Origin of the sequence: Geodermatophilus poikilotrophus (genome assembly GCF_900111455.1) — a bacterium.
Classification (GTDB): Bacteria; Actinomycetota; Actinomycetes; order Mycobacteriales; family Geodermatophilaceae; genus Geodermatophilus; species Geodermatophilus poikilotrophus.
The window spans coordinates 60,141-84,006 of sequence record NZ_FOIE01000003.1 but is presented as its reverse complement, the minus strand read 5'-3'; the positions used below and the strand labels follow the sequence as shown (position 1 = coordinate 84,006).

General features: G+C 76.4%; 25 protein-coding genes. 11 read left to right on the top strand and 14 right to left on the bottom strand.

Translation table 11 applies throughout. From position 1 onward, the window contains the following. The 3 genes from BMW27_RS07910 to BMW27_RS07900 are packed head-to-tail and all read right to left on the bottom strand — an operon-like array spanning window position 1 to window position 3,922. Window positions 1–792: an SDR family NAD(P)-dependent oxidoreductase gene (locus tag BMW27_RS07910; protein ID WP_091441974.1), complete on the bottom strand. Its 792-nt coding sequence runs from the start codon at window positions 790–792 to the stop codon at window positions 1–3. Beyond that, complete coding sequence (locus tag BMW27_RS07905; protein WP_175486420.1) at window positions 789–1,952, bottom strand: carboxylate-amine ligase; 1,164 nt, start codon at window positions 1,950–1,952, stop codon at window positions 789–791. The genes BMW27_RS07910 and BMW27_RS07905 overlap by 4 nt, the downstream gene beginning before the upstream one ends. After that, the gene (locus BMW27_RS07900) at window positions 1,949–3,922 is read right to left on the bottom strand and encodes an alpha-amylase family protein (protein WP_245743371.1); all 1,974 of its coding nucleotides are present in this window, start codon (window positions 3,920–3,922) and stop codon (window positions 1,949–1,951) included. The genes BMW27_RS07905 and BMW27_RS07900 overlap by 4 nt, the downstream gene beginning before the upstream one ends. Before the next feature lie 101 nt (window positions 3,923–4,023). On the opposite strand from BMW27_RS07900, the gene BMW27_RS07895 reads away from it, so the two are divergent. The 3 genes from BMW27_RS07895 to BMW27_RS07885 all read left to right on the top strand — a co-directional run bounded on the left by BMW27_RS07895 (window position 4,024) and on the right by BMW27_RS07885 (window position 7,728). After that, window positions 4,024–4,992, top strand: a complete 969-nt coding sequence (locus BMW27_RS07895; RefSeq protein WP_091441970.1) for a S1C family serine protease — start codon at window positions 4,024–4,026, stop codon at window positions 4,990–4,992. A 145-nt stretch (window positions 4,993–5,137) separates the two neighbouring features. After that, window positions 5,138–6,067 (top strand): GGDEF domain-containing protein, encoded by a 930-nt coding sequence (locus BMW27_RS07890; protein ID WP_091441969.1) that lies wholly within the window; start codon window positions 5,138–5,140, stop codon window positions 6,065–6,067. A gap of 263 nt (window positions 6,068–6,330) precedes the next feature. Further along, the gene (locus BMW27_RS07885) at window positions 6,331–7,728 is read left to right on the top strand and encodes an NAD(P)/FAD-dependent oxidoreductase (RefSeq protein ID WP_091441968.1); all 1,398 of its coding nucleotides are present in this window, start codon (window positions 6,331–6,333) and stop codon (window positions 7,726–7,728) included. Window positions 7,729–7,738: 10 nt separating this feature from the next. Here the strand turns inward: BMW27_RS07885 and BMW27_RS07880 are convergent, their stop codons facing one another. The 3 genes from BMW27_RS07880 to BMW27_RS07870 all read right to left on the bottom strand — a co-directional run bounded on the left by BMW27_RS07880 (window position 7,739) and on the right by BMW27_RS07870 (window position 9,857). Then, window positions 7,739–8,545 carry an SDR family oxidoreductase gene (locus BMW27_RS07880; protein WP_091441967.1) on the bottom strand — a complete coding sequence of 269 codons (807 nt, stop codon included), beginning with the start codon at window positions 8,543–8,545 and terminating at the stop codon, window positions 7,739–7,741. Window positions 8,546–8,673: 128 nt separating this feature from the next. Then, a complete protein-coding gene (locus BMW27_RS07875; protein ID WP_091441966.1) occupies window positions 8,674–8,853 on the bottom strand; it encodes a hypothetical protein in 180 nt (59 codons plus the stop codon). After that, a complete protein-coding gene (locus tag BMW27_RS07870; protein WP_091441965.1) occupies window positions 8,850–9,857 on the bottom strand; it encodes a helix-turn-helix transcriptional regulator in 1,008 nt (335 codons plus the stop codon). The genes BMW27_RS07875 and BMW27_RS07870 overlap by 4 nt, the downstream gene beginning before the upstream one ends. Before the next feature lie 93 nt (window positions 9,858–9,950). On the opposite strand from BMW27_RS07870, the gene BMW27_RS07865 reads away from it, so the two are divergent. After that, window positions 9,951–10,469, top strand: coding sequence for a DinB family protein (locus tag BMW27_RS07865; protein WP_091441964.1), 519 nt, complete (start codon window positions 9,951–9,953; stop codon window positions 10,467–10,469). Between the two features lie 9 nt (window positions 10,470–10,478). Here the strand turns inward: BMW27_RS07865 and BMW27_RS07860 are convergent, their stop codons facing one another. After that, window positions 10,479–11,453 carry a hypothetical protein gene (locus BMW27_RS07860; protein WP_091441962.1) on the bottom strand — a complete coding sequence of 325 codons (975 nt, stop codon included), beginning with the start codon at window positions 11,451–11,453 and terminating at the stop codon, window positions 10,479–10,481. 96 nt (window positions 11,454–11,549) lie between these two features. On the opposite strand from BMW27_RS07860, the gene BMW27_RS07855 reads away from it, so the two are divergent. Further along, the gene (locus BMW27_RS07855) at window positions 11,550–12,023 is read left to right on the top strand and encodes an SRPBCC family protein (protein WP_091441961.1); all 474 of its coding nucleotides are present in this window, start codon (window positions 11,550–11,552) and stop codon (window positions 12,021–12,023) included. A gap of 91 nt (window positions 12,024–12,114) precedes the next feature. Here the strand turns inward: BMW27_RS07855 and mgrA are convergent, their stop codons facing one another. Continuing rightward, window positions 12,115–13,146 (bottom strand): L-glyceraldehyde 3-phosphate reductase, encoded by a 1,032-nt coding sequence (mgrA, locus tag BMW27_RS07850; RefSeq protein WP_091441958.1) that lies wholly within the window; start codon window positions 13,144–13,146, stop codon window positions 12,115–12,117. Window positions 13,147–13,238: 92 nt separating this feature from the next. Here mgrA and BMW27_RS23285 point away from each other — a divergent pair, with 92 nt between their 5' ends. Further along, the gene (locus BMW27_RS23285; RefSeq protein ID WP_175486419.1) at window positions 13,239–13,394 is read left to right on the top strand and encodes a hypothetical protein; all 156 of its coding nucleotides are present in this window, start codon (window positions 13,239–13,241) and stop codon (window positions 13,392–13,394) included. 33 nt (window positions 13,395–13,427) lie between these two features. On the opposite strand, the gene BMW27_RS07845 is transcribed toward BMW27_RS23285, so the two are convergent. Together BMW27_RS07845 and BMW27_RS07840 are read right to left on the bottom strand one after the other, a co-directional pair. Further along, entirely contained in the window at window positions 13,428–13,931 is a 504-nt protein-coding gene (locus tag BMW27_RS07845; protein ID WP_091441956.1) for an SgcJ/EcaC family oxidoreductase, read from the bottom strand. After that, window positions 13,931–14,461, bottom strand: coding sequence for a MarR family winged helix-turn-helix transcriptional regulator (locus tag BMW27_RS07840; protein ID WP_091441954.1), 531 nt, complete (start codon window positions 14,459–14,461; stop codon window positions 13,931–13,933). The genes BMW27_RS07845 and BMW27_RS07840 overlap by 1 nt, the downstream gene beginning before the upstream one ends. 262 nt (window positions 14,462–14,723) lie before the next feature. On the opposite strand from BMW27_RS07840, the gene BMW27_RS07835 reads away from it, so the two are divergent. Beyond that, entirely contained in the window at window positions 14,724–15,542 is an 819-nt protein-coding gene (locus BMW27_RS07835; RefSeq protein ID WP_091441951.1) for an alpha/beta hydrolase, read from the top strand. A gap of 245 nt (window positions 15,543–15,787) precedes the next feature. Here BMW27_RS07835 and BMW27_RS07830 read toward each other — a convergent pair whose 3' ends face one another. Continuing rightward, window positions 15,788–16,981 (bottom strand): MFS transporter, encoded by a 1,194-nt coding sequence (locus tag BMW27_RS07830; protein WP_091441950.1) that lies wholly within the window; start codon window positions 16,979–16,981, stop codon window positions 15,788–15,790. 172 nt (window positions 16,982–17,153) lie between these two features. Between BMW27_RS07830 and BMW27_RS07825 the strand changes: the two genes are divergently transcribed. Next, window positions 17,154–17,900 carry an alpha/beta fold hydrolase gene (locus BMW27_RS07825; protein ID WP_091441947.1) on the top strand — a complete coding sequence of 249 codons (747 nt, stop codon included), beginning with the start codon at window positions 17,154–17,156 and terminating at the stop codon, window positions 17,898–17,900. Window positions 17,901–18,125: 225 nt separating this feature from the next. Here BMW27_RS07825 and BMW27_RS07820 read toward each other — a convergent pair whose 3' ends face one another. Beyond that, a complete protein-coding gene (locus tag BMW27_RS07820; RefSeq protein ID WP_091443044.1) occupies window positions 18,126–18,728 on the bottom strand; it encodes a TetR/AcrR family transcriptional regulator in 603 nt (200 codons plus the stop codon). Window positions 18,729–18,833: 105 nt separating this feature from the next. On the opposite strand from BMW27_RS07820, the gene BMW27_RS07815 reads away from it, so the two are divergent. From BMW27_RS07815 to BMW27_RS07805, 3 genes are all read left to right on the top strand, one after another. After that, window positions 18,834–20,006, top strand: a complete 1,173-nt coding sequence (locus BMW27_RS07815) for an MFS transporter (protein ID WP_245743370.1) — start codon at window positions 18,834–18,836, stop codon at window positions 20,004–20,006. Further along, window positions 20,003–20,452: a hypothetical protein gene (locus BMW27_RS07810; protein ID WP_091441942.1), complete on the top strand. Its 450-nt coding sequence runs from the start codon at window positions 20,003–20,005 to the stop codon at window positions 20,450–20,452. Before BMW27_RS07815 ends, BMW27_RS07810 begins: the two co-directional genes overlap by 4 nt. 71 nt (window positions 20,453–20,523) lie before the next feature. Then, window positions 20,524–21,456, top strand: coding sequence for a ketopantoate reductase family protein (locus BMW27_RS07805; RefSeq protein ID WP_091443041.1), 933 nt, complete (start codon window positions 20,524–20,526; stop codon window positions 21,454–21,456). An 88-nt stretch (window positions 21,457–21,544) separates the two neighbouring features. Here BMW27_RS07805 and BMW27_RS07800 read toward each other — a convergent pair whose 3' ends face one another. After that, on the bottom strand, window positions 21,545–21,937 hold the full coding sequence (locus tag BMW27_RS07800) for a DUF1801 domain-containing protein (protein ID WP_139206852.1): 393 nt from the start codon (window positions 21,935–21,937) through the stop codon (window positions 21,545–21,547). Between the two features lie 567 nt (window positions 21,938–22,504). Further along, the gene (locus BMW27_RS07790) at window positions 22,505–23,716 is read right to left on the bottom strand and encodes an MFS transporter (RefSeq protein WP_091441933.1); all 1,212 of its coding nucleotides are present in this window, start codon (window positions 23,714–23,716) and stop codon (window positions 22,505–22,507) included. Between the last annotated feature and the right edge of the window lie 150 nt (window positions 23,717–23,866).

Genomic DNA, 23,866 nt, shown 5'->3' with positions numbered 1-23,866 from the left:
CTACCCCGCGCTGCCCGGCTCGGCCATCTTCGCGTGGCCGGCGGACTTGAGCCGGTCCGGCAGCACCGAGTTGACCACCGCCTGCGCCTTGCTCATCACCGAGCCGCCCAGCACCTTGTCCTTGCCGGCCATCATCGCCTCGAACCCCTGCCTCGCGACCTGCGCCGGGTCGTCCTTGGGGCCCTGGCCGAGCTTGGTGTCCATCAGGTCGCCGCGCTCGAAGAACTCGGTGTCGGTGGGGCCGGGCATGAGCGAGGTGACCGTGACCCCGGTGTCGCGCAGCTCGGTCGCCAGGGCCTCGGCCAGCGACTGGACGAAGGACTTGGAGGCGTTGTAGACCGCCTGGTGGGGCCCGGGCATCGTCGAGGCGATCGACGAGGTGATCAGCACCCGGCCCTCGCCGCGCGCGGCCATGTCGCGGAGCGCGTACTTTGCCAGGACGACGGTGGAGACGACGTTCAGGTCGATGATCGCGAGCTCGTCCGCCAGGTCGTTCTCGGTGAACGGCCCGCCCTTCCCGACACCCGCGTTGAGCGCGGCGGCGGCCAGCGGGCGCCCGGTCGCCTGCACCGCGGCCCAGAGGTCGTCGATCCCCGTCCGCGACCGCAGGTCGGCCTGCACCGCCTGGACCGCGGTGCCGGCCGCGCGCAGCTGCTCGGCCGCGGTGGTGAGCTCGGCGTCCTCGGCGTTCACCACCAGGTCGAAGCCGTGCTCGGCGAACTGGCGGGCCAGCTCGAGGCCGATGCCGCTCGAGGCGCCGGTGACCAGGGCGAGGGGACGCGGCTCTGTCATGGTCGCCTCCTACCCCGCGGGCTCCGGTCTATCCCGGCGCCGGGGACGCCGTCCCGCACCACCTCGGCGGCCACCGCCCGCGGGTCGCCGGTGCGTGACCAGGTGGCCCGCTGCCGCGCGGCCGAGGTGCCGCGCTCCCAGAGCCGGTCGAGCAGCGCGGCGACGTCGTCCTCCTCGCCGTGCGCGCGCAGGTCGTCGGCGAGCTCGGTGACAAGCGCGGCGACGGCGTCCCGCGCGGGCACCGGCTCGCCGCGCACCGGGTCGAACAGCTCCCCGCCGAGGCCGTCGCGGGCCGCCCGCCAGCGGGCCGCCCGCAGCAGCTCCGGACGCGGCTCGTCGAACGGTTCGCCGTGCTCGGCGCGGCCGGCCAGCACCCGCACCAGCGAGCGGGCCAGCGCGGCGTGCAGGACGGCGGCGTCGAGGTCGGTGCAGACGTCGGCCAGCCGGAACTCCAGCGTCGGCCAGCGCGCCGAGGGCCGCACGTCCCAGTACAGGTGCCGGCCGTCCTGCACCACCCCGGAGCGGACCAGCCCGTCGACGACCTCGCGGAACCGCTGCTCGCTGCCCATCGGCTCGGGCGGCCCGGCGTTGGGCCAGTGCGACCACCACACCGTGCGCCAGGACTCGTAGCCGGTGTCCGCGCCGTCGTGGAACGGCGAGCTGCCGGTCATCGCCAGCAGCACCGGCAGGTACGCGCGGAGCCGGTCCATGACCGCGACCGCCGTCCCGACGTCGGGGACGCCGACGTGCACGTGGCAGCCGCAGATGTCCTGCCGGTGGGCCAGCGCGCCCCACCGCTGCGCCATGTCCCGGTACCGCGGCGCGGCGGTGAGCCGCTGCTCCCGCCAGGTGCCGAACGGGTGGGTGGAGGAGGCCAGCAGGGCCAGCCCGTCGCGGGCCGCGGCGGCCGCGGCCTCCGCACGGGTGGCGGTCAGCTGGGTGCGCAGCTCGGCGAGGGTCGTGCAGACGCCGGTCGCGGTCTCCAGCTGCGTGCTGACGATCTCCGGGTGCACGTGCTCCCCCGCGTCGCCGGCCAGCGCGGCCGCCACGGCCGTGACGCCCGGGGTGAGCGCGAGGGTGTCGGGGTCGACCAGGTGGAACTCCTCCTCGACGCCGACCGTGGCCCCCGGCTCCGTCCCCGGGCCGCCTCCCCGGCTCACGGCTCGGCGAACCAGGCGAAGCCGAGGCCCGGGACGACGACCTGCCCGTCGCGCACCGGGAGGACGCCGTCGCTGCCGTGCACCTGCTCGAAGTCGCCGAAACCGGTGACGGTGTCGGCGTCCACGCCCTGAGGGCGCGGCGAGAAGTTGGCCAGCCCGACGAACGTGCCGCTGCGCGGGTGCTTGCGCCGCCAGACCAGCACCGCGTCGCTGCCGGCGTCCACGACCGTGGACTCGACGCCGCCGCGCAGCGCCAGCAGCGCGCGGCGCACCTCGCCCAGCCGGTGGATCTCCCGCCACACCCGGCCCTCGATCGTCGCGGGGTCGGTGGTGCGGGCCGCGGCGTCCCAGTCCATCGGCGGGCGGTGCATCCAGCGGTTGTCCGGGGCCAGCGCGGGATCGGCGAGGTAGCCGGGATCATTGCGCAGGGCCAGCTCGTCGCCCATGTAGAGCAGCGGGATGCCGCCGTACGCGTAGGCGACCGAGTACAGCAGCACCAGCCGGCGGACCCCGGCGTCCAGCGCGGCGTCGTCCCCGGCCTCGAGCGCGGCCTCGATGCCGCACAGCGACGCGGCCGAGCCGGAGACGCGGGCATCGCCGGTGACCTCGTTCTCCTGGAACAGGGCGCCGCGGGCGAAGGAGCCGGGGAAGCGGCCGGCGTAGAAGTCGTTGAGGAAGCGGCGGTGGGCGAACCCGTCGAGGCCCACCGCGGCGGCGTCGGCGTCGGCCACGGCCCAGCCGATGTCGTCGTGGCCGCGCACGTAGGTGCACCACGTGGCGCTCGGCGGCACCGGCCGCATCCTGCGCAGCGCCTGGCGGGCCAGCCGGACGTCCTGGGTGGCCAGGCTGCTCCACAGCAGCACCATGAGCTGGTTGTGGTAGGCCAGCTCGCACTCGGGCCGGTAGCGGTCGTGCCCGCCCAGGTACCCGACCAGGTCGTCGGGCGAGACGATCGCCTCGGCCTTGAAGACGACGCCCGGGGCGGCCAGCCGGGTCAGCGCGTGCAGCAGCTGCAGCAGGCTGTGCCCCTCGGGCTGGTTCTGGCAGCTGGTGCCCAGCCGCTTCCACATGAAGGGGACGGCGTCCATCCGGAAGACGTCGACGCCGCGGTTGGCCAGCCAGGTGATCTCGCCCAGCATCGCCAGGGTGACCTCGGGGTTCGAGTAGTCCAGGTCCCACTGGTACGGCCAGAACGTCGTCCACACCCAGCCGCCGGCGCCGCCGCAGGCCTCCGGCACCCAGCTGAACGAGCCCGGCGCCCGGTCGGGGAAGACCTCGGGGATCGTCGCGTCGTAGGCGTCGGGCAGCGTGCGGTCGGGGAAGGCGGTGTAGAAGCCGGCGTACGCGGGGTCGCCGGCCAGCCAGCCCCGCGCCCAGGCGTGCTCGCGGGCGGTGTGGTTGAGCACCAGGTCGATGCACAGCGCCATGCCGCGGTCGTGCAGTGCGCCGGCGACGTCCTCGAGGTCGCTCATCGTGCCCAGCCGCGGGTCGACCGCGCGGTAGTCCAGCACCGCGTAGCCGCCGTCGTTCTCGCCCGGCCGCGGCTGCAGCAGCGGCATGAGGTGCAGGTAGGTCGTGCCGAGCCCGGCGAGGTGGTCCAGCCGGCCGGGGAGCCGGTCGAGGGTGCCGCAGAACCGGTCGACGTAGCAGACGTACCCCTGCACCCGGGACCGCAGGAACCACCCCGGGTCGACCTCCCGGCGCCGGTCGATGCGCTGCAGGGCCTCCGGGCGCTCGACGGCGGCGGCCAGTGCGCTGCGCAGCGCGCGGGCGAAGAGCTCGTCGGCGGCGTCTCCGTAGAGGGTGGCCAGCGGCTCGTGGACGTCGTAGAGCGCGAGGTCGGCGCGGGCGAGGAAGGCGTCGCCCTCGGCCGGGCCGAGCGCGGCGACCGCGGCTGCCTCCAGCTCCGGCCGCAGCTGCCTCCACGCCTGCTCCGCCGCTGCTCGGCGAGCGGTCGCCGGGATCGTCACCGCGCCAGTATCGGGCCGCTGTTCGCCCACGGCATGACCGCTGCCGCACCGGGCCGGTTCGGCGTTCACTGGTGTAAGCGTGTAATCGAAGGAGGCGCGCCATGGGAGTGCTGCACGAGCCGGACCCCTCGGGCTCCATCGGCGAGCCGGCCCTCGACGCCTACTCGCAGGTCGTCACCGCGGTCGCCGCCGAGCTCACCCCGCACGTCGCGGCACTGCAGGTCACCGGGCCCGACGGCCGCGGTGGCGCGGGCTCGGCGGTCGTCGTCCCGGGCGGGGGGCTGATGCTGACCAACGCCCACGTCGTCGGCCGGTCCCGCACGGGCCGGGCGGTCTTCGCCGACGGGAGCGAGACCGCGGTCGACGTCGTGGGCGCCGACCCGCTGTCCGACCTCGCCGTCGTCCGGGCCCGGGGCGCCACTCCCCCACCGGCCCGGCTCGGCGACGCCGCGACCCTGCGGGTCGGCCAGCTGGTGGTCGCGGTCGGCAACCCGCTCGGGTTGGCCGGCTCGGTGACCGCCGGTGTGGTCAGCGGCCTGGGCCGGTCGCTGCCCACCCGGGACGGGCGCACCGCCCGGGTGGTGGAAGACGTCATCCAGACCGACGCCGCGCTCAACCCCGGCAACTCCGGCGGGGCGCTGGCCGACTCCGCCGGCCGGGTGGTCGGGGTCAACACAGCCGTCGCCGGCTGGGGGCTGGGCCTGGCGGTGCCGGTCAACGACACCACCCGGCGGATCGTCGACGCGCTGGTGCGCGACGGCCGGGTGCGCCGCGCCTACCTGGGCCTGGTCAGCACGCCGGCCCCGCTGCCCGCGGCGCTGGCCGAGCGCACCGGGCGGCGGCGGGGGCTGCGCGTCGTCGACGTCGTCCCCGGCTCGCCGGCCGACCGGTCCGGGCTCAAGCCCGGCGACCTGGTGCTCGAGGCCGGGCGGCGACCGGTCGCCGAGGCGCAGAGCCTGCAGCGGCTGCTGTTCGACGAGGCGATCGGCCGGCCGCTGCCGGTCACGGTGCACCGCCGCGGCGCGATGGTCGACGTCATCACCGTGCCGACCGAGCTCACCGGCGGGTGACCGCCGCCACGGAGGAGTGACAGCGAGTGAGCCCGGCCTCCCCCGGTCGGGCGGCGGGGAGTCCCCCTATGGGGTCGGGCCGGTTCCGCAACGCTGCGGAGCGTCGTCGGGGCGGCTGATCCTGGCCCCGACGAACGGGGGGTCCATGCAGACGCTGCGGCCAGGCGGCTTCGCGCTGCTCTCACTGCTGTACGCGGTGGGGGCGGCGCTGTGCGCCGTGGGCGCGCTCGCGCCGTCGTCCGGGCGCTCACCGGTCCTCCTGCTGTGGGGCCTGGTGGGACTCGGTCTCGCCGGGGCGGCCGTGCTGGGGCTGCGCCGCGACCGGTTGGGTCCCCGTTCGCTGCACGCGGCCGTGGTCCTGCTCTCGGCGGTGCTCGGCGTGCTGTGCTGGCGGTCGGCGACCGCGGTGGCGGTCGTCGGTCTGGGTCCGGCGATGGTGGCCGTCGCGGTCTTCAGCGCGCACTTCTCCTCCCGGCGTGCCGCCCGGCTGCACGTCGGCCTGCTGCTGGCGCTCACGACGGTCGGGGCCGTGGCCGCGGCCCCGTCGGGCTTCCTCCCGCAGTGGCTCACCACGGTCGTCACCGTCGTCGTCCTCACCGAGGTGCAGTCCCGCCTGTCCGGCGACCTGTACCGGGCCGCCGGCACCGACCCGCTCACCGGGCTGGCGAACCGGCGCGCCTGGCAGGCGGCCGCCGACCGCGGCCTGGCGCACGCGCTGCGCAGCGGCGAGCCGTTCACGGTGGTGCTCATCGACCTCGACGACTTCAAGGCGGTCAACGACCAGGCCGGCCACCGCGCCGGCGACGCGCTGCTGCAGGCGCTGGCCACCGGGTGGAGCGCGCAGCTGCGGCTGTCGGACCTGCTCGGCCGCTACGGCGGCGACGAGTTCGTGCTCAGCCTGCCCTCCACCGACGCCGCCCGCACCGAGGACCTGCTGGCCCGGCTGCGGGCCGCCCACCCCGCGGCCTGGTCGGCCGGGACCGCGACCGCCCGTCCCGGGGACACCCTCGCCGAGCTGCTCGTGCGGGCCGACGCCGACCTCTACCGGAACAAGCGCGGCAGGCGCCGCGGCTGACGGCGCCGGTCCGGCACGCTCCCACCCGGCGACCCGCCCCGGACGCCGTCCCGCAGGTGGTCATGGGGCTGTTGCCGGCTACACGCGCCGACACGCCGGCCGAGGGCGCACCGAGCCCATGATCACCATGCTGGTGGCCGGGCCGGGCACCGGGACGGCGACGACCGCGGGGCTCCCGGGACGGCGACGGGACCACGGGGGCTTCCGGCACTGTCCGGTCCCCCGGCGCGGTGGCAGCGTCCCCGGCGGACCCGGGAGGCGGCATGGCGACGATCGTGGTGTGCGGCGGCGGGGTGGTCGGCCTGTGCGCGGGCCTGATGCTGGCCGAGGACGGGCACGAGGTCACCGTCCTGGAACCCGACGCGGCCGACCCTCCCGGGACGTCCCGCGAGGCGTGGGACGGCTGGCGGCGCACCGGCGTGGCCCAGTTCCGCCAGCCGCACACCCTCCTCCCCCGCTTCCGGCAGGTGGTCGACCGGGAGCTGCCCGGGCTGACCGAGCGGCTCGCCGACGGCGGGTGCGTCGGGGTCGACTACCTGGAGTCCCTGCCGCCGTCGATCGAGGACCGCGCGCCCCGGCCGGGCGACGACCGCTTCCGCTTCGTCACCGGTCGGCGCCCGGTCACCGAGGCGGTCGTGGCGGCGGCCGCGGAGGAGCACCCGCGGCTCTCGGTCCGCCGCGGGGTGCGGGTCGCGGGGCTCCTGCGCGGCCCCTCGTCGCTGCCCGGAGTCCCGCACGTCGCCGGGGTGCGCACCGGCACCGGCGAGGAGGTCACCGCCGACCTGGTCGTCGACGCGACGGGACGCCGGTCGCCGAGCGCGGACTGGCTGGCCGAGCTGGACGCCCGCCCCGGCCGGGCGGAGAGCTCGGCCAGCGGCTTCGTGTACTACACCCGCTACTTCACCGGCCCCGAGCAGCCGCGGCGGATCGGTCCGCAACTGGCGCCCGTGGGCAGCATCTCGCTGATCACGCTGGGAGGGGACAACGACACCTGGTCGGTGACCGTCTTCGGGCCGACCCGCGACGCCCCGCTCAAGGCGCTGCGCGAGGCGGAGGTGTTCGACCGGGTGGTGGCCGCCTGCCCGCGGCAGGCGCACTGGCTGGACGGCCGGCCGATCACCGGGGTGCTGGCGATGGCCGGGGTGCTGGACCGCTACCGGCGTCTGGTGGTGGACGGCGTCCCGGTGGTGACCGGCTTCGTCGCGGTGGGCGACGCCTGGGCCTGCACCAACCCCTCGGCCGGTCGCGGCATCTCGGTCGGGGCGCTGCACGCGCAGCTGCTGCGGGCCGCGGTGCGCACCTCGCTCGACGACCCGGGTGAGCTGGCCCGAACATTCGACGAGGCCACCGAGCGGGAGGTCACGCCCTTCTACCGGGGCCAGCTGACCGCCGACCGGGCGCGGATCGCCGAGATGGACGCCCTCCGTGCCGGCCGCGAGCCCCCGCCGCCGGACCCGGTGCGCGCCGCGCTGCTGGCCGCTGCCGTGCACGACGCCGACGCCTACCGCGCGCTGCTGGAGACGGTCACCTGCCTCGCGCTGCCCGGGGACGTGCTGGCGCGTCCCGGGATGGCCGAGCGGCTGGCGGCCCACGCCGGCGAGCCGCCGCCGGGAACGCCCGGTCCGGACCGGAGGCAGCTGCTGGACCTGCTCGCCGGCTGACCGGCTCCGGTCAGGGACGCCGCCAGTCGTCGGAGTCCAGGTGCGATCCGGCCATCGGGCCCATCTGCAGCATCCCACCGTCGACGGCGTAGGAGGACCCGGTCACGTAGGACGCCTCCGGCGAGGCGAGGAAGGCGACCACGGCGGCCACCTCGCGGGCGTCGCCGGGACGGCGCAGCGGGATGCCGGGCCGCTCGTGCCCCGGAGCGGTCGGGTCCTCGTCCTCCTGGCCGGTCATGGGCGTGGCGATCTCGCCGGGCGCGACGGCGTTGACCGTGATGCCGTGCTCGGCCAGCTCGATCGCGGCGACCCGGGTGAGCAGCCCCAGGCCGCCCTTGGCCGCGCAGTAGGCGGCGGCGCCGACCCGGGGCTGGTGCTCGTGGACGCTGGTGACGTTGACGATCCGCCCGCCGCGGCCGGCTGCGACCATCCGGCGGGCGGCTCGCTGCAGGCACAGGAACGCCGCGTCGAGGTCGGTCGCCAGCACCTCCCGCCAGGTGGCGAAGTCGGTGTCGAGCACCGTCGACGCGTGCCCGGTGCCGGCGTCGTTGACCAGGACGTCGATCCCGCCGAGGGCCTCGGCCAGGTCGTCGACCACGTCGGCGGCCTGCGGGAGCCGGGTGAGGTCGACGTACCGGACCTCCGCGCGACATCCGAGCGCGCGCACCTCGGCGGCGGTGGCCTCGGCGGCCTCCTCCTCCCGGTACCAGGTGATGCCGATGTCGCACCCCTGTCCGGCGAGCGCGACGGCGGTGGCCCGGCCGATGCCCGACTCGGAGCCGGTGACGATGGCGACGCGGGGTGCGGGGCCGGTCATGGCCCGACGCTAGTCGGAGGACCACCCTTCCCCCCGCGCCTCGCAAGCTCGGCGCGGGCCCCTGAAGGGTGGCCGTTCCAGCACGTCACCAGGCTCGGCGCAGGCCCCTGAGGGGCCGGCGACGGGCTTCAGGCGGCGGCGAGGCGCCGGTCGAGCAGGGCGTCGACGTCGGCCTCGGCTTCGGCGACCTGCCGCTGGTTCTCGGCCGACGGACTGTGGGCCGCGGCGCTGCGGGCGACGCCGAGCGCGATGTAGGCGACGGCGATCTCCAGGTCGAGGGCCTCGATGCTGGTGACGGTGCGGGTCATGGCGGCCTCCCCTCGGTGGGACGGTCCCCATGCTCGTCCGGGGGTACGACGGAACCGGCCCTGCTGAACCGATGCCCCCACTCGTGCAGCAGATACAGCAACTCCGGCGGCGAGACGACGGTGACCTCGGCGCCCAGGGTGCCGATGGCGAACGCCGGCCAGTCCAGGCCGTCGGCCTCCATGCGCACCCGGCAGCGGCCGGGACCGTCGTCCTCGACGCGCGCCCACCGCCCGATCCGCGCCCGCACGCGGTCGGCGGGGGCGTCGGCGAGGAACTCGACGGCGGTCGGGGCGCTCAGCGCCGCCGTGCCGGCCCGGACGAACGCGACGGCGTCCTCGGCCGGCAGCCGCCGCGGTGCGAACCGCGCCCCGGTCGGCTGCGGCCGGGCCAGCCGGTCGAGGCGGAAGCTGCGCCAGTCGCCGCGGTCGAGGTCGTAGCCGACCAGGTACCAGCGCCGGCCGAGGGTGACCAGCCGGTGCGGCTCGACCCTCCGGTCCGACGGGGTGGCGTCGGCGGCGGTGTAGGCGAAGTGCAGCCGTTCGCAGTCGCGGCAGGCCTGGGCCACGACGGCCAGCGCCTCCGGGTCGACGAGCTGCCGCGGGGCGGCCCACGGCGCGGGGTCGGTCACCGCCCGCAGCGCCTCGACCCGGCGCCGCAGCCGTGCGGGCATCACCTGCACGACCTTGGCCAGCGCCCGCACCGACGACTCCGCCGTCCCGGCGACGGCGCTCTGCGCGGCGGTCTGCAGGCCGACGGTCAAGGCGACCGCCTCCTCGTCGTCGAGGACCAACGGCGGCAGCGCGGCGCCGGGGGCCAGCTGGTAGCCGCCGTCGACGCCGCGCTGCGCCTCCACCGGGTAGCCGAGCTCGCGCAGCCGGTCGACGTCCCGGCGCAGCGTGCGGACCGAGACGCCGAGCCGGTCGGCGAGGTCGGCGCCGGCCCAGTAGCGGCGCTGCTGCAGCAGCGAGAGCAGCCGGAGTATGCGGGCGCCGGGATCGGTCATGCCGTGATCCTGACCGACACTGCGGTCAGGATCTGACACTTGTACCTCCTAGCGTCGTCCTCGACAGGAACGGGACCCGGAAAGGCGGACACCATGGACACCACGACCCTCACCGGCGAGCGGGCGGACCTGTTGGAGGCGCTGGCCGCGCACCGGCACTTCCTCCGGTACACCGTCCAGGGCCTCACCGAGGAGCAGGCCCGGCTGCGGCCGACGGCCAGCGAGCTGACGCTCGGCGGGCTGGTCAAGCACGTCGCCTCCCAGGAGGCCGGCTGGGTGGACTTCGTCCTGAACGGGCCGGGCGCCATGGCCTCGGCCACCGACCCGGAGCAGATGGCGAGGTGGGCCGAGGAGTTCCGGCTGGGCCCCGACGAGACGCTGGACGGCGTGCTGGCCCACTACGAGGAGGTCGCACGGCGCACCGACGAGGTGGTGCGCACCCTCCCCGACCTCGACGCGTCGCACCCGCTGCCGGAGGCGCCGTGGTTCGAGCCGGGCGCGCACCGCTCGGCGCGCCGGGTGTTCCTGCACATCGTCGCCGAGACCGCCCAGCACGCCGGTCACGCCGACATCCTGCGGGAGACCATCGACGGCCAGAAGTCGATGGGCTGAGCGGGCGGGTCAGCCCTCCTCGAGCGCGCGGAGCGCGGCCAGCACCCGGTCGCGGGCCGCGGCGGCCTCGGTGGCTCGCCGCTCGGCGGTGCGCCGGTGCCGCTCGGCCCGCTGGAGCTCCTCGGCGGTCCGCGCGGCCTCCTCCTCCGTGCGGGCGAGCTCGTCGGCCAGCTCCTCGACCCGCGCCTGCAGGTCGGCCCGGCGCGCATCGAGGTCGTCGACGCGGTGCCGCTCCTCCTCGGCCGCGGCGACGGCCTCGGCGGCCAGCGCGGTCGCCTCCTCCGCCGCGGCGCGCGCCTCCTCGAGCTCGCGCCGTCGGCGCTCCTCGGCCGCCCGCCGCGCCTCCTCCTCGCGGCGTCGCGCCTCCTCACGGCGCCGGGCCCCCTCCTCGGCAGCCCGCTGGGCCTCCCCGGCGGAACGCCGGCGGGTGCCCGCGGTGCCGCCCCGCGTCGCGGGGGCCTCGCGCTGCTCCGGTCGCGGCCGCACCAGCCGCAGCGCCGGCCGGGTCCCCGTCGTCCCCAGGCCGCTGTAGGACATCGCCGCGGTGAGCCGGCCGGACAGCAGCGCCTCGCCGGCCGCCGGATCGGCCATCGCGGCGCGCAGCGTGTCCGCGACCTGGGTCTCCACCGTGCTGCCCACCCGCATGCCGTGCTCCCGGGCCAGCGCGGTCGCCTGCCTGGTGAGCGCGGTCAGCAGCTGGGAGCGCTGGCGGTCCAGGGCCCGCAGCTGGTCCCCGGCCAGGCTCTCCTGCGCCTGCCGCAGCAGGTCGCCGAGCTCGACGAGGCCCTCGATCTCCGCACGCTGCTCGCGCACCAGCAGGTTGCACACCCAGGCCGCCGCGGTCGGCTTGGGGAGCGCGCCGATCTCCCGGGCCAGGGTCCGGTTCCCCGCGGCCCGGGCGTCGTCCTGGCGCTGCCCGCGCACCGCGACGAACTCGTCGGGCAGCACCGCGTACAGCTCGTCGGCCACCTCGTCGAGGTCCACGGGCGCCTCCTCGCTGCCGAGTGCTGCGAACTCGTGGTGATCGCGGCGCGATCACCACGAGTTCGTAGCACTCGACGGGTCGGGCGGCGCGGCACCATGGCGGCCGTGACCACGACCCGGGTGAGCCGCTCCCTGCGGGCGCCACGCGCCGCCGTCTACCGCGCCCTGCTGGACCCCGCCGCCGTCGCCCGCTGGAAGGTGCCCGAGGGCATGACGTGCGAGGTGCACGAGTTCGACGCCCGCGAGGGCGGCACGCTGCGCGTCTCGCTCACCTACGACGAGCCGGGACCGCAGGGGAAGTCGACCGCGCACACCGACACCTACCGCGGCCGCTTCGTCCGCCTGGTGCCCGACGAGCTGGTCGTGGAGGTCGACGTCTTCGAGACCGCCGACCCGGTGTTCGGGGGCGAGATGACCAGCACCATCGCCCTGGCCGACGCCGGCGACGGCGGCACCGAGCTGACCGCGGTGCACGAGGGCGTGCCCGACGGCGTCGCACCGGCGGACAACGAGCTCGGCTGGCGGATGGCGCTGGACCGGCTCGCCGCGCTCGTCGAACGCGACGCCTGAGGAAGGCCCCCTGCCCCGGCCCCGTCCAGGGCACCGCCCTGAGCTCGCGACGGGCGGGGAGGTCGGGATCCTGCTACCTGCAGGAGGCCGCTCAGGCCGTCCGCGGGGCCTCCCAGAGGTCGATGCCGGAGTCGACGGCGTGCTGCTCGATCGCGGCCAGCTCGTCGTCGGAGAAGTCCAGCCGCTCCAGCGCGCCGACGTTCTGCTCCAGCTGGCCGACGCTGCTGGCGCCGACGAGCACGCTGGTCACCCGCGGGTCGCGCAGCGCCCAGGCCAGCGCCATCTGGGCCAGGCTCTGCCCGCGCTTCTCGGCGATGTCGTTGAGCGCGCGGACGTGCTCGAGGGCCTCGTCGGTGAGCAGGTCGGTGGACAGCGACTTGCCCTGGCTGGCGCGCGAGCCCTCCGGGACGCCGTCCAGGTACTTGCTGGTGAGCATCCCCTGGGCCAGCGGGGAGAAGGCGATGCAGCCGGCGCCGACGTCCTCCAGCGTGTCGAGCAGCCCCTCGGTCTCGATCCAGCGGTTGAGCATCGAGTACGACGGCTGGTGGATCAGCAGCGGCGTCCCCAGGTCGGCGAGGATCTCCGCCGCCTTGGCGGTGTCCTTGGGCGAGTACGACGAGATGCCGGCGTAGAGCGCCTTGCCGGCCCGGACGGCGCTGTGCAGCGCGCCCATCGTCTCCGCGAGCGGCGTGGTCGGGTCGGGCCGGTGGGAGTAGAAGACGTCGACGTACTCCAGGCCCATCCGGGCCAGCGACTGGTCGAGGCTGGACAGCACGTACTTCCGCCCGCCGCCGCCCTGGCCGTACGGGCCGGGCCACATGTCGTAACCGGCCTTGGTGGAGATGACCAGCTCGTCGCGGTAGGGGCGGAGGTCGTCGGCGAGGTGCCGGCCGAAGTTGACCTCGGCGCTGCCGTAGGGCGGTCCGTAGTTGTTGGCCAGGTCGAAGTGGGTGACGCCGAGGTCGAAGGCGCGGCGCAGGATGGCGCGCTGCCGGTCGAACGGGACGTCGTCACCGAAGTTGTGCCACAGACCCAGGCTGACCGCCGGGAGGTCCAGGCCGCTGCGGCCGGTGCGCCGGTAGGTCATCGAGTCGTAGCGGTCCTGCGCTGCGGTGTAGGCCATGGCCGCTGTCCTGCCCGGGGCACGGTCGCCCGAACCGGGCTCCCCCGGACCTACGCTCGACGGACCTGGTCCGACTGCACCGGAGGTGCGCCGTGCTGCGACTCATTGGGTTCCTGCTGCTGGTGTGGGTGGTGGTCACCGTCGTCGGCGCGGTCCTCGAAGGACTGTTCTGGCTGGCCGTGGTGGGCCTGCTCCTCTTCGTCGTCACCGCGGTCATCGGCTGGACCAAGCGGGACACCCGGGTCTGAGCCCGCAGAGCAGCTCATGGCCGCAGCGCTCGCTCACCCCCCGCCGAGCGGGTGACCGACGCCCAGTGCGCGGGCCACCGCGGTCAGCGCACGGGACACCCGGGACGGCACGGACGCCGGCCCCGGGATGGTGACCGGCCGGACCCGACCGTTGTGCAACGCAGCGATCCGCCACGCGCCGACCTCCTCCACGGCGACCAGTGTCTGACGCGAGAGCCGCCGCTCCGGCAGGCTCGAGCGCCAGGGCATCAGCACGGAGCCGGTCGCGTGCAGGACGGCGACGCCGGGTCGCAGGTGATGGACCGACTCGACGCCGCCGACGAGGGCCGAGCCGCTCAGCACGCCCGTGAACAGCTGCTGGTGGTTGTCGACCACCGCTCGGCGACCGCGCGCGTGCGTGCCGTCGTAGGAGACGTAGTCGCTGTCCTCGGTGAAGCAGTCCCCGTAGGCAGCCGCGTCTCCGGCCGTCCATGCCGTGCACATGCGGTTGAACAGCTCGTGCAGCGCCGCGTCCGCGCTGCTGTCGACGATCGTCATCAGGTGTCCTCCGCTCGTTCCGGGTGGGTGGGTGCGCGCCTGGAGGCGCGGGCTGCGCCGACGAGGAGCGCCCGGGCCCGGAGCCGGGTCGCGCACGCCTCCAGCTCGTCGGTCGCACGGGACAGGAACGTGAGCACCGCGTCGACCTGCTCGCGGGTCATCCCGGCGGTGAGGCGGTCGGGGTCCGGCCCGTCCTCGGCGAAGACGGCGGCGACCTCCTCGACCCGCTCCGGCACGGGCCGGAGCAGCTGCCGTCGCCCGTCGGCCGGGTCCGGACGGCGGTGCAGGAAGCCGGCCGCCTCCAACCGGGCGACGACACCGGTCACCGCGCCGGTGGTGAGACCGGTCATCGCGGCGAGCCGGCTGCCGGTGAGCTCGCCGTGCTGCAGCAGCAGGTCGAGGCACTTGTGGTCGGAGGGCCCGAGGCCGAGCCGCTCGGCGACGGCGTGGTGGTACAGGACGGTCGCCGTGCTGTGTCTGCGCGCGGCCCGCGCCAGCTGCTCGCGCCCGGAGCCACCACCGTGGTGCATCCGATCCTCCCGATCGCTTAGCCGATGAGCGAGTTTACGACCCAACGGGGCGAGTCCGTCAAGCCTCTGCCAGGGGTCACGAGGACCCGGGCCGTCCCGGGCCGGCGTCGACCGCGATCCGTCCGATGGCGGCGACGGGCGTGCGGCGCGGCGTCGGGCGCTGCCGCCGGTGAGGGTCGGAGGACCCCTCCGACCCGTGTCGCCGGCGAGGAGGATCGCCGCAGCGGGGGCCCGTCCGCCCGACTCGGAGGGAGGGGTCGCGATGCCCTTCTTCGACGGCTCCCGTGGCCGCATCCACCACGACGCCTGGCTGCCCGACGGCGAGGTGCGCGCCGTCGCCGTGTTCTGCCACGGCGGCTTCGGTGAGCACCTGGGGCTCTATGCACCCCTGGGCCGTCGGCTGGCCGCCGACGGCATCGCGGTGCACGCCCTGGACGCCTTCGGCCACGGCCGCAGCGACGGCGAGCGCGACCTGATGCACTCCTGGGACGACTACGTCGACGACGCCCGCACCCTGGCCGGCCTCGCCCAGGCGCAGCACCCCGGCCGTCCGCTGGTGCTCATGGGGCACTCCGGCGGAGGCGTGGCCGCACTGCTGCTGGCCCAGCGGTCCCCCGACCTGGCACGGGCGCTGGTGGTCTCCGCGCCACCCGCCCAGCCCCTGCCCTGGGTGGAGGCGCTGATGGCCGGGGACGCCGAGGACGTCGAGGACCCCGACCCCGCCGAGATGTTCAGCACCCACCCCGAGTACCTGGACGCGCTGCGACACGACCCGCTCGTCCACCGCGGCCCCGTCCCCCGGACGACCATGGAGGCGGTGGTGGCCACCTGGTCAGCGGTGGCGGCGGGGGTCGCCGAGGGCCGGCCGTCCATCCCGACCCTGTTCCTGCACGGCGAGGCGGACCCGGTGGTGCCGGTCGAGGTCTCGCGGACGCTGGTCGCCCGACTCCCCCGGGCGACCCTGCGCACCTTCCCCGGCGACCTGCACGACGTCCTCAACGAGCACGACCGCGACGCGGTGCACGACGTCGTGGCCGAGTTCGTGCTCGCCCAGGTCAGCCCGGCCGCCGCCCGCACCTGAGCCGGAGCTCCTGGCTCGCGCCCGCTGCACGGCTGCCACATCCCCGGCGGCTGTTCGTGCCCCCTGGCCGGACCTGGCCGAGCCACCCCGGCCCGCCGCGCTGCGCCCGCACGGCCGCGGCCCCGCCGAGGCCGCCGCCGTCGGGGCGACTCCGCCCGGGAGCCGTCCACGACCACCCGCTCGTGCCGGCGCCGGGGGCAGGGCGGCGGCTGCCGCAATCATCCCGGAGACCGCCGGCCGACCGGCTACCCGGCCGCGGCAGTGCGCAGCGGCCGGGTCGCCCCGGCGGCGAGCAGGCCGACGGCGAGGACGACGAGCACCACGAGCAGCGCCTGCAGCACACCGGTCACCTCCGCGACGAACCCGATCAACGGGGGCCCGGCGAGGAACGCGGTGTAGGCGATCGAGCTGACCACCGACACCCGGGCGGCGGCCCACGCCGGGTCGTCGGCGGCCGCGCTCATGCCCACCGGGAAGCCGAGCGCGGCGCCGGCGCCCCACAGCACCGCCCCGGCGAGAGCGAACGGCAGCCCGGGAGCGGTGACGAACAGCAGTAGCCCGAGCAGCGCGGTGACCCCGCCCGCGCGCAGGACGGTCACCCGCCCGAACCGGTCGAGCAGGGCGCCGCCGACCAACCGGAAGGCGGTCATCGCGGCGACGAAGACGGCGAAGCCCACGGCGGCGGTCGACTGGGCGATGCCGTGCCCGTCGACGAGGGCGACCGCCAGCCAGTCGTTGGCGCTGCCCTCGGTGAAGGCGAACGCGAGGGTGAGGACGCCGACCAGCAGCGTGCGCGGCTCACGCCAGGCCCGTCCGACGCCGGACCCGCCCCGGTGCGCGCCCTCCACCGCCGGCTCGGCGGGCAGGAACGAGCGGGTCGCGACCGCGACCGCGACCAGCGCGAGCGCCGCCGTCAGCACCAGCTGGGCCGGCAGCGGGAAGCCCAGCGCGGCGGCCCCGGCCCCCAGCAGCGCTCCTGCGACGGTGCCGAGGCTGAAGCCGGCGTGCAGCCGTGGCATCAGGACCCGGCCCAGCCGCTGCTCCACCGCCGCACCCTCGATGTTCATGGCGACGTCCCAGCCGCCGACGCCCATGCCCACCAGGGTCAGCCCCGCTCCCGCTGCGACGACCTGACCGGCGCTCAGGCCGAGGGCCAGCAGGAGCAGCCCCGCCACCACCAACGCCGCTCCCCCCAGCACGCCGCGGGCCGGGCCGGTGCGGTGCACCACCGGCCCGGTCAGCGGCAGCGCCACCACCGAGCCGACGGCCAGGCAGAGCAGGAGCAGGCCGAGTCCGGCCGACGACAGCCCGAGGGCGTCGCGGGCGGCCGGGACCCGGGAGATCCACGACGCGAAGGCGAACCCGTTGACCACGAAGGCCACGGCGACGGCGACGCGCGCCCGCTCGGTGGGAACGGCGGTCGAGGTCGGGCGCACCATCAGGTCCTCTCGTCACAGGGCGGTCCCCCACTGTCCCGGATCGGTCCGACGGCCCTCCCCCCGGGGAGCCCCGCCTCCGCCGGCCGGGCCGCGTCCCCGTCCGGAGTCCGGGCGACCGGCCCCGGCCTGGTGCAGGCTGCGGATCCGTCCCGGCACCGCAGAGGAGGTCCCCGTGACCCCACCCACCGTCCTCGTGCACGGCAACCCCGAGACCCCGGCGCTGTGGGACCCGCTCGTCGCCTCGTTGCAGCGGGACGTCGTCCGGCCGGTCCCGCCCGGCTTCGGGGCACCGCTCCCCGCGGGCTTCGGCGCGACGATGTCCGACTACCGCGACTGGCTGGTCGGCGAGCTCGAGCGGATCGGCGAGCCGGTCGACCTCGTCGGCCACGACTGGGGCGGCGCTCACGTGGTCAACGTGGCGATGGCCCGCCCGGACCTGCTGCGCAGCTGGGGCAGCGACGCGATCGGCGTCTTCGACGCGGACTACGTCTGGCACGACCTGGCGCAAGCGTGGCAGCAGCCGGGCGTGGGCGAGGAGGCGGTCGCGCAGATGCTGGGCGGCAGCACCGCCGACAAGGCCGCGCGGTTGGTCTCCTTCGGCTTCCCGCCGGACACCGCGGAGCAGGTGGCCGCCGGCCAGGACGAGGACATGGGCCGGGCCGTCCTGGCGCTCTACCGCTCGGCCGCCCAGCCGGCCATGGCGGACGCGGGCCGGTCGCTGGAGGCCGCCGCCGCCCGCCCGGGGCTGGCGCTGCTCCCCTCCGAGGACACCTTCGTCGGCACCGACGCGCAGCGGCGTCGCGCGGCCGAGCGCGCCGGTGCCCGCGTCGAGGTGCTCGACGGCCTCGGGCACTGGTGGATGGTCGAGGACCCGCAGCGCTCGGCCGCCGTGCTCGAGCGGTTCTGGGCGACGCTCTGAGGCCGGTCCGCGCACCACGCGGAACCGCAGGCAGGTGCGCGCGCCGGCCTCCTCGACGCAGGACTCCTCCAGCACGAGCGGCGGCGAGCCCTGCAGCTCCGTCAGGTCCGGGAGCGCGTGCCGGCGACCGGGCGGACCTCCCGCCGTCCCCGCGGTGAGGAGTGCGGCAGGCGGTCGGGCGGCTCGGCCGCGTCGTCGGACCGTCCGGCCGGTGGCCGCCCGGCGTCAGTGCCGCTCGGGGATGCGGACCGCCAGGAACGAGGCCGCGAGGGAGCGGGCCTGGTCCAGCGGGTTCCCACGTGCGAGGTCGGCGGTGGTCGCGTTGCGCGCCTCCCGCGCCAGCGCCCCGTCGTAGAGGAGCAGCAGTCCGGCGGCGACCTCGTCGGCGTCGTCGAGGCCGGCGGCGACCGCCAGTCCCCGCAGCCGGTCGGCGAGCACGCGGGAGTCGGCCTCCAGCCACCGCTGACCCGGGTGTCCGACCGGTAGTTCGGTGGCCGCGGCGAGGAACGCACACCCCCGCCGGTTCCCCTCCCGGGCGCGGTAGAGCGCCACGGCGTCGAAGACCGACAGCAGCCGCTCGACGGGGTCGGTGAGCCCGGCCAGCACCTCGTCCCAGGTCTCGACCCACGCCCGGTGCCGTTCCTCCAGGTAGGCCGCCACCAGCGCGTCCTTGCCCGGGAAGTGCGCGTACAGCGTGGACGGCGACACGCCGGCACGGGCCAGCACGGCGTCGACCCCCGTCGCGGCGATCCCCCGCTCGTAGAACAGCTCGGCTGCGGCAGCGAGGAGGCGCTCGCGCGCCGGAGGAGTCGCGGACTGGCTGGGCACCACGCTAGTGTAACGAGCGTTATGGCGAAACGATCGTTACAGACCCGTCTCCCCTCCGCACCGGCCGTACCGCTGCTCGTCCCGGCCGGGCTGTCGGTCATCGGCGTGACGTACGGCCTCGCGCGCTACGGGTACGGGCTGTACCTGCCCGACTTCCGCGCCGCCTTCCCGCTCTCCACCACGGGGGCCGGCGTCGTCGCGTCGGGCAGCTTCCTGGCTTACTGCGGAACCGCGGCCCTCGCCGGACACCTCGTCGTCCGCGGACGTGCCCGTCGGGCGCTGTGGCTGGCCGGCGGCAGCGCGGCACTCGGCTCGGCGGTGGTGGCCACCGCCTGGTCGTGGCAGGTGCTGGCCGTGGGGGTCCTCGTCGCCGGGAGCGGGGCCGGCTTCGCCACCCCGGCACTCGTGGCGGCGGTCGCGGCCACGGTGCCGGCCGAGGGCGAGCCGCAGGCGCAGGGCGTCGTCAACAGCGGGACCGGAGCCGGCATCGTCCTCGGGGGGCTGGTCGTCCTCGCGGCACCGGGGACGTGGCGGGAGGTCTGGGCGGGCTTCGCGGTCGTGGCGCTGCTCGCCACGTGGTGGGCCGACCGCTGCACGGCGTGGCCGCCAGGACCCCACCGGCCGGCACCCGGACCCGGTGGTGTCCGGGTGCTGGCCCTCCGGCGTCCCCTGGCGGCTGCCGCGGTCGCGGGGGTCGGGTCGGCCTCGGTGTGGACCTTCGGCCGCGACCTGCTGACCGAGGCCGGGCTCTCCTCCGCGGTCACGGGTCTCCTGTGGTGCCTGCTCGGGGCCGCCGGCCTCGTGGGCGGGCTGAGCGGCCACCTGGTGGACCGGTTCGGTGTGCGCGTCGCCTGGCCGGTGAGCGTCGGCCTCTGCGCTGCCGCGGTGGTGCTGCTCGCCGCCGCGCCCGGCTCCCTGCCGGCCTCGGCCGTGTCGCTCACCTGCTTCGGCGCGGGCTTCGTCGCGCTCACCGGTGTGCTCATCGCCTGGGGCGCCGGCACCGCGCCGCACGCGGCGGGACAGGCAGCGGCCGTGGTCTTCATCGGGTTGACCGCGGGGCAGGCGTGCGGTGCCGTCCTCCTCGGGGCGCTCGCCGGGACCACCGGCGTCCCGGTGGCGTTCGTGGTCGCGGCCGGGCTCCTGGGACTGGCGGCCACCGCGACCTCCGGCGGGGCCCCGGCCGTCCACGTGGGTGAGCAGGTGCCGCCTCGACCGTCGAGGAGTCACCGCACTCCGCGGGACGCCGCCGGCCGACGGGCGCGAGACTGCACACCGTGACGGACGAGCGGTGGACGACGACCGAGGAGATCGCGGCGGCCCGCGAGCGGCTGGAGGACGCGATCGAGGGATACGAGCGCCCGGCGGCCTACGCGGTCGGCCTGACCGTGGACGGCGACGCCGCGGCCGAGGAGGTCTTCCCGCGCGTCGACCGCGGCGAGAACTTCCTGCCCGCGGTGGTGCTGGCGTCGGTGTGCGGTCACGTCCGCGGGACGGCGACGTACCTCCTCGACGAGCAGCGCCTGCAGGAGGCCATCGACCTGCTCAGCCCGGCCGAGGCGTGCACCGCCTACGACCACCCCAACCTCGCCGTCTGGCGCCAGGTCCGCGCCGAGGCCGCGGACCGGCCGGGAGCACACGTCGTCGCAGTCTTCCTGGGCGACCTGCAACCGTCCCCGACCGAGCGACGCTACGAGCGGCTGCTCCGGGAGGCCGCTGCCGGCTGAGGGTGCGCGGGGCCCCATCGCCCCGTACGCCCGGCTGACCCGGGGCGATGGGTCCCTGCTGCGAGGCGATGATGTCTGCCGTGACCGACGAACAGGACGTCCCGACCGGATTGCGCGTGGCGGTGCTCGGCCCCGGCGGGGTCGGCGGTCTGCTGGCGGCCCTGCTGGCCCGCGCCGGCGCGTCGGTCACCTGCCTGGCGAGCGCGGGGACGGCGGATCGGCTGCGGACGGCGGGCGTGCGGGTGCAGAGCGCGCACTTCGGCGACTTCACCACCCCGGTCCACGCCGCCGAGCGGCTGAGCACCCCGGTCGACGCCGTCCTCGTGTGCGTCAAGGCCACCCACCTGGACGACGCCCTGGAGCGCGTGCCCGCGGACGTCCTGGGCGACGCGCTGGTCGTGCCGCTGCTCAACGGTGTCGAGCACGTCGACCTGCTGCGCCGCCGCTACCCGGAGGCCGGCGTCGTCCCGGCGACGATCCGCGTCGAGAGCACCCGCACCGCACCGGGCGTCGTCCGGCACGGGAGTCCGTTCGTGACCGTCGACCTCGTCGCCGTGGACGGGCTCGGGCAGCGGGTGCAGCGGCTGGCCGACGCCCTGCAGCAGGCCGGCGTCACCACCCGGGTCGGGGACGACGAGCAGGCCGCGCTGTGGGGCAAGCTGAACTTCCTGGCGCCCCTGGCCCTCCTCACCACCGCGGCGCAGGCGACCGCCGGCGAGGTCCGCGAGTCCCGGCGGGAGGACCTGGTCGCGATCGTCGGCGAGGTCGCCGCCGTCGCCCGCGCCGAGGGCGCGCCCGCCGACGAGCAGCAGGTCGTCGACTTCTTCGACAGCGTGCCCGCGGGCATGCGCTCGTCGATGCAGCGGGACGCCGCCGCCGGCCGGCCGATCGAGCTCGACGCAATCGGCCGCGCGGTGGTGCGGGCCGCGACCCGGCACGGGATCGCCGCCCCGGTCACCGCCCGCTACGTCGACGAGCTGCGGGAGCGGTACCCGGGCAGCTGACCGCCCTGCCGGGTCGGTGCGAACCGCACCCGGTGCAGGCCGGGACACCCCGCACCGGTGACGTCCACCGACGCACGGGCGCGGCGGCTCAGCCGCCCGGGCCGCCGCGGCCGAGGGCGGCCAGCCGCTCCGCGCGAGCGGTGCGCAGCAGCGGCGCCAGCCGGGGGTCGCCGAGGTCCTCGGAGCGGCGGACGGTGAGCTTGCGGAACGCCTTGCCGGCGCCGTCGAGCAGGCCGCCGTGCTCGAGGGACGCGCCGTGGTTGAAGCCGAGGTTCAGGTGCCGGGCGAACGTCGCCAGGTAGGCGTAGTGCTCGCTGTTCTTGGCCGGGCCGACGCCGTAGCCGACGGTGCCCTGGTGCGGCCAGAGGACCCGGACGACGTCCGGGTCCACCTCCCGGACCAGCTCGTCGGCCGCCCGCACCAGGTCGGCGACGCCGGGCGCGAGCCGGGCCAGCAGGACGTCGAGGTCGCCGGTGCTCACCCCGGCACTGTCCCATCCGTGGCCGGCCCTTCCGACCGTGGCCTCCCGGTCGTCGAGGACGACGTCCGGGCCGGACGGCAGCACACCCCCGGCCGGCGCGGCACACGCCGCTGGCCAGGGCGGCCACCGCGCCGGACGGCGCGACCAGGCCGGAGACGGCCGACAGCCCAGACCGTCGGCTGACCGAGCAGCCGGCCGAAGGCGGTCCAGGAGGGGCAGGAGGCGGCGCCGGGGTACCAGCGCGCCGGGGACGTCCCGGACGGGTCCCGGGTGCGGTCGGACAGGATGGCCGGCAGCTGGGGCAGCGCGGCGATGATGCCGACGACGGTGGCGGACGGTGCGAGCACTGACGCGGCCTGCGTCGCGTCCGCCCCGAGGACGACGGTGGCGACGCTGACCGCGGCGAGCGCGGCGAGGCCCGCGGCTCCGGCCGCGGGGCGCACCAGACGTCGGCGCGCCCGTGACCCGTGACGGGAGGCGATCCGGCGTGATCGCCCGGTGACCTCGCTCATCGCCGTGGCCGGGGGCCACGCGACCCCCGGCGACGCTGCGCGGAGCCGGTCCGGCCTACCGCCGGACGGGCGCGCCGGTCGTCCGCGGGAGCGTGAGGGCGGCGCCGAGCCCGGCGGCCAGCACGGCCGTGGTGGCGGCGAAGGCCGCCTGGTACGAGATGACGTCGGTGAGCCAGCCGGCCACGAGCGGTCCCACGATGGCGCCGAGGTCGGCCGACATCTGGAACACCGCCACCACCCGGCCGCCACGGGCCGGGCTGACGTCGGCGACCAGTGCCGCCGGCACGCTGGCGAGGAAGGAGGCGGCCAGCCCGAAGAGCGCCATCGACAGCAGGAACACCCACAACGCCGGAGGCAGGACCAGGGCCGCCGTCGAGACCGTGGCCAGCGCGGCGCCGAGGACGAGCGCCGGACGCCGTCCCCACGTGTCGGCCAGGCGCCCCGACCGCAGCAGGCCCAGCGCCTGCGCCACGGAGCCGGCGAGCAGCCCGGCGCCGGCCCAGGCGACGGTCCGGCCCAGTTCCTCGGTGACGTACAGGGGCACCAGCGAGTTGCGGACGCCGAACAGCACCCAGCCCACGCCGAGGTTGGCCACCAGCGCGGTCAGGTAGACGCGGGACCGCAGGGCCGTCCGCAGGGCGACCGGCTCGGCGGCGAGGTCGGGTCCGGTCGCCGCGGGCGCCGCCGAGGGCTGCGTCGTCACGGACGGGCGCAGCAGCACCATGGCGACCGAGCCGGCGAGCAGCAGGAAGCCGGCGTAGAGGAAGAAGGGCAGCCGCGGCGAGAGCTCGGCGAGCAGCCCGCCGGCCGCCGGACCGGCGATCCCGCCGAGGATGAACCCGCCCTGCCACGTCGCCGCGGCGCGACCGCGGTGCGAGGGCGGGGCTACCCGCAGCAGCAGCGACAGCGCGGCGACGGTGAACATGGCGCTGCCCACGCCACCGGCCGCCCGGAGGGCGAGGAAGAGCGGGAAGGACGCGGCCAGACCGGCCAGGCCGGTGGTGACGGCGACGACGGCGAGGCCGGCGGACAGGACGGTCCGCTCGCCGAACCGCTCGACCAGGGAACCGCCGCCGAAGGCCGAGACGAAGCGGAAGAACGCGAAGGCGCTGACGGCGAGCCCGACGGCCGTCGTCCCGACGCCGAAGGCCCGGGCGTAGAGCGGGATGGCCGGTGCCACGATGCCGAAGCCGAGCGCGACGACGAAGGCGACGACGGCGAGGATGCCGACCTCACGGGGCAGCTCCCCCCGCCCCCGCCACAGCACGTCCTGGATGCTCGCACGGCGGTGACCGCGGCCCGTCGAGGGCCCGGGACCCCGCCGACTCCCGACACGGCAGCGACGCGGCCCTGCACCTGCCGACCGGGGCACCGGTCGTCCCGATCGGCGGACGGGGGTCGGCCCGCGAGGCTCATC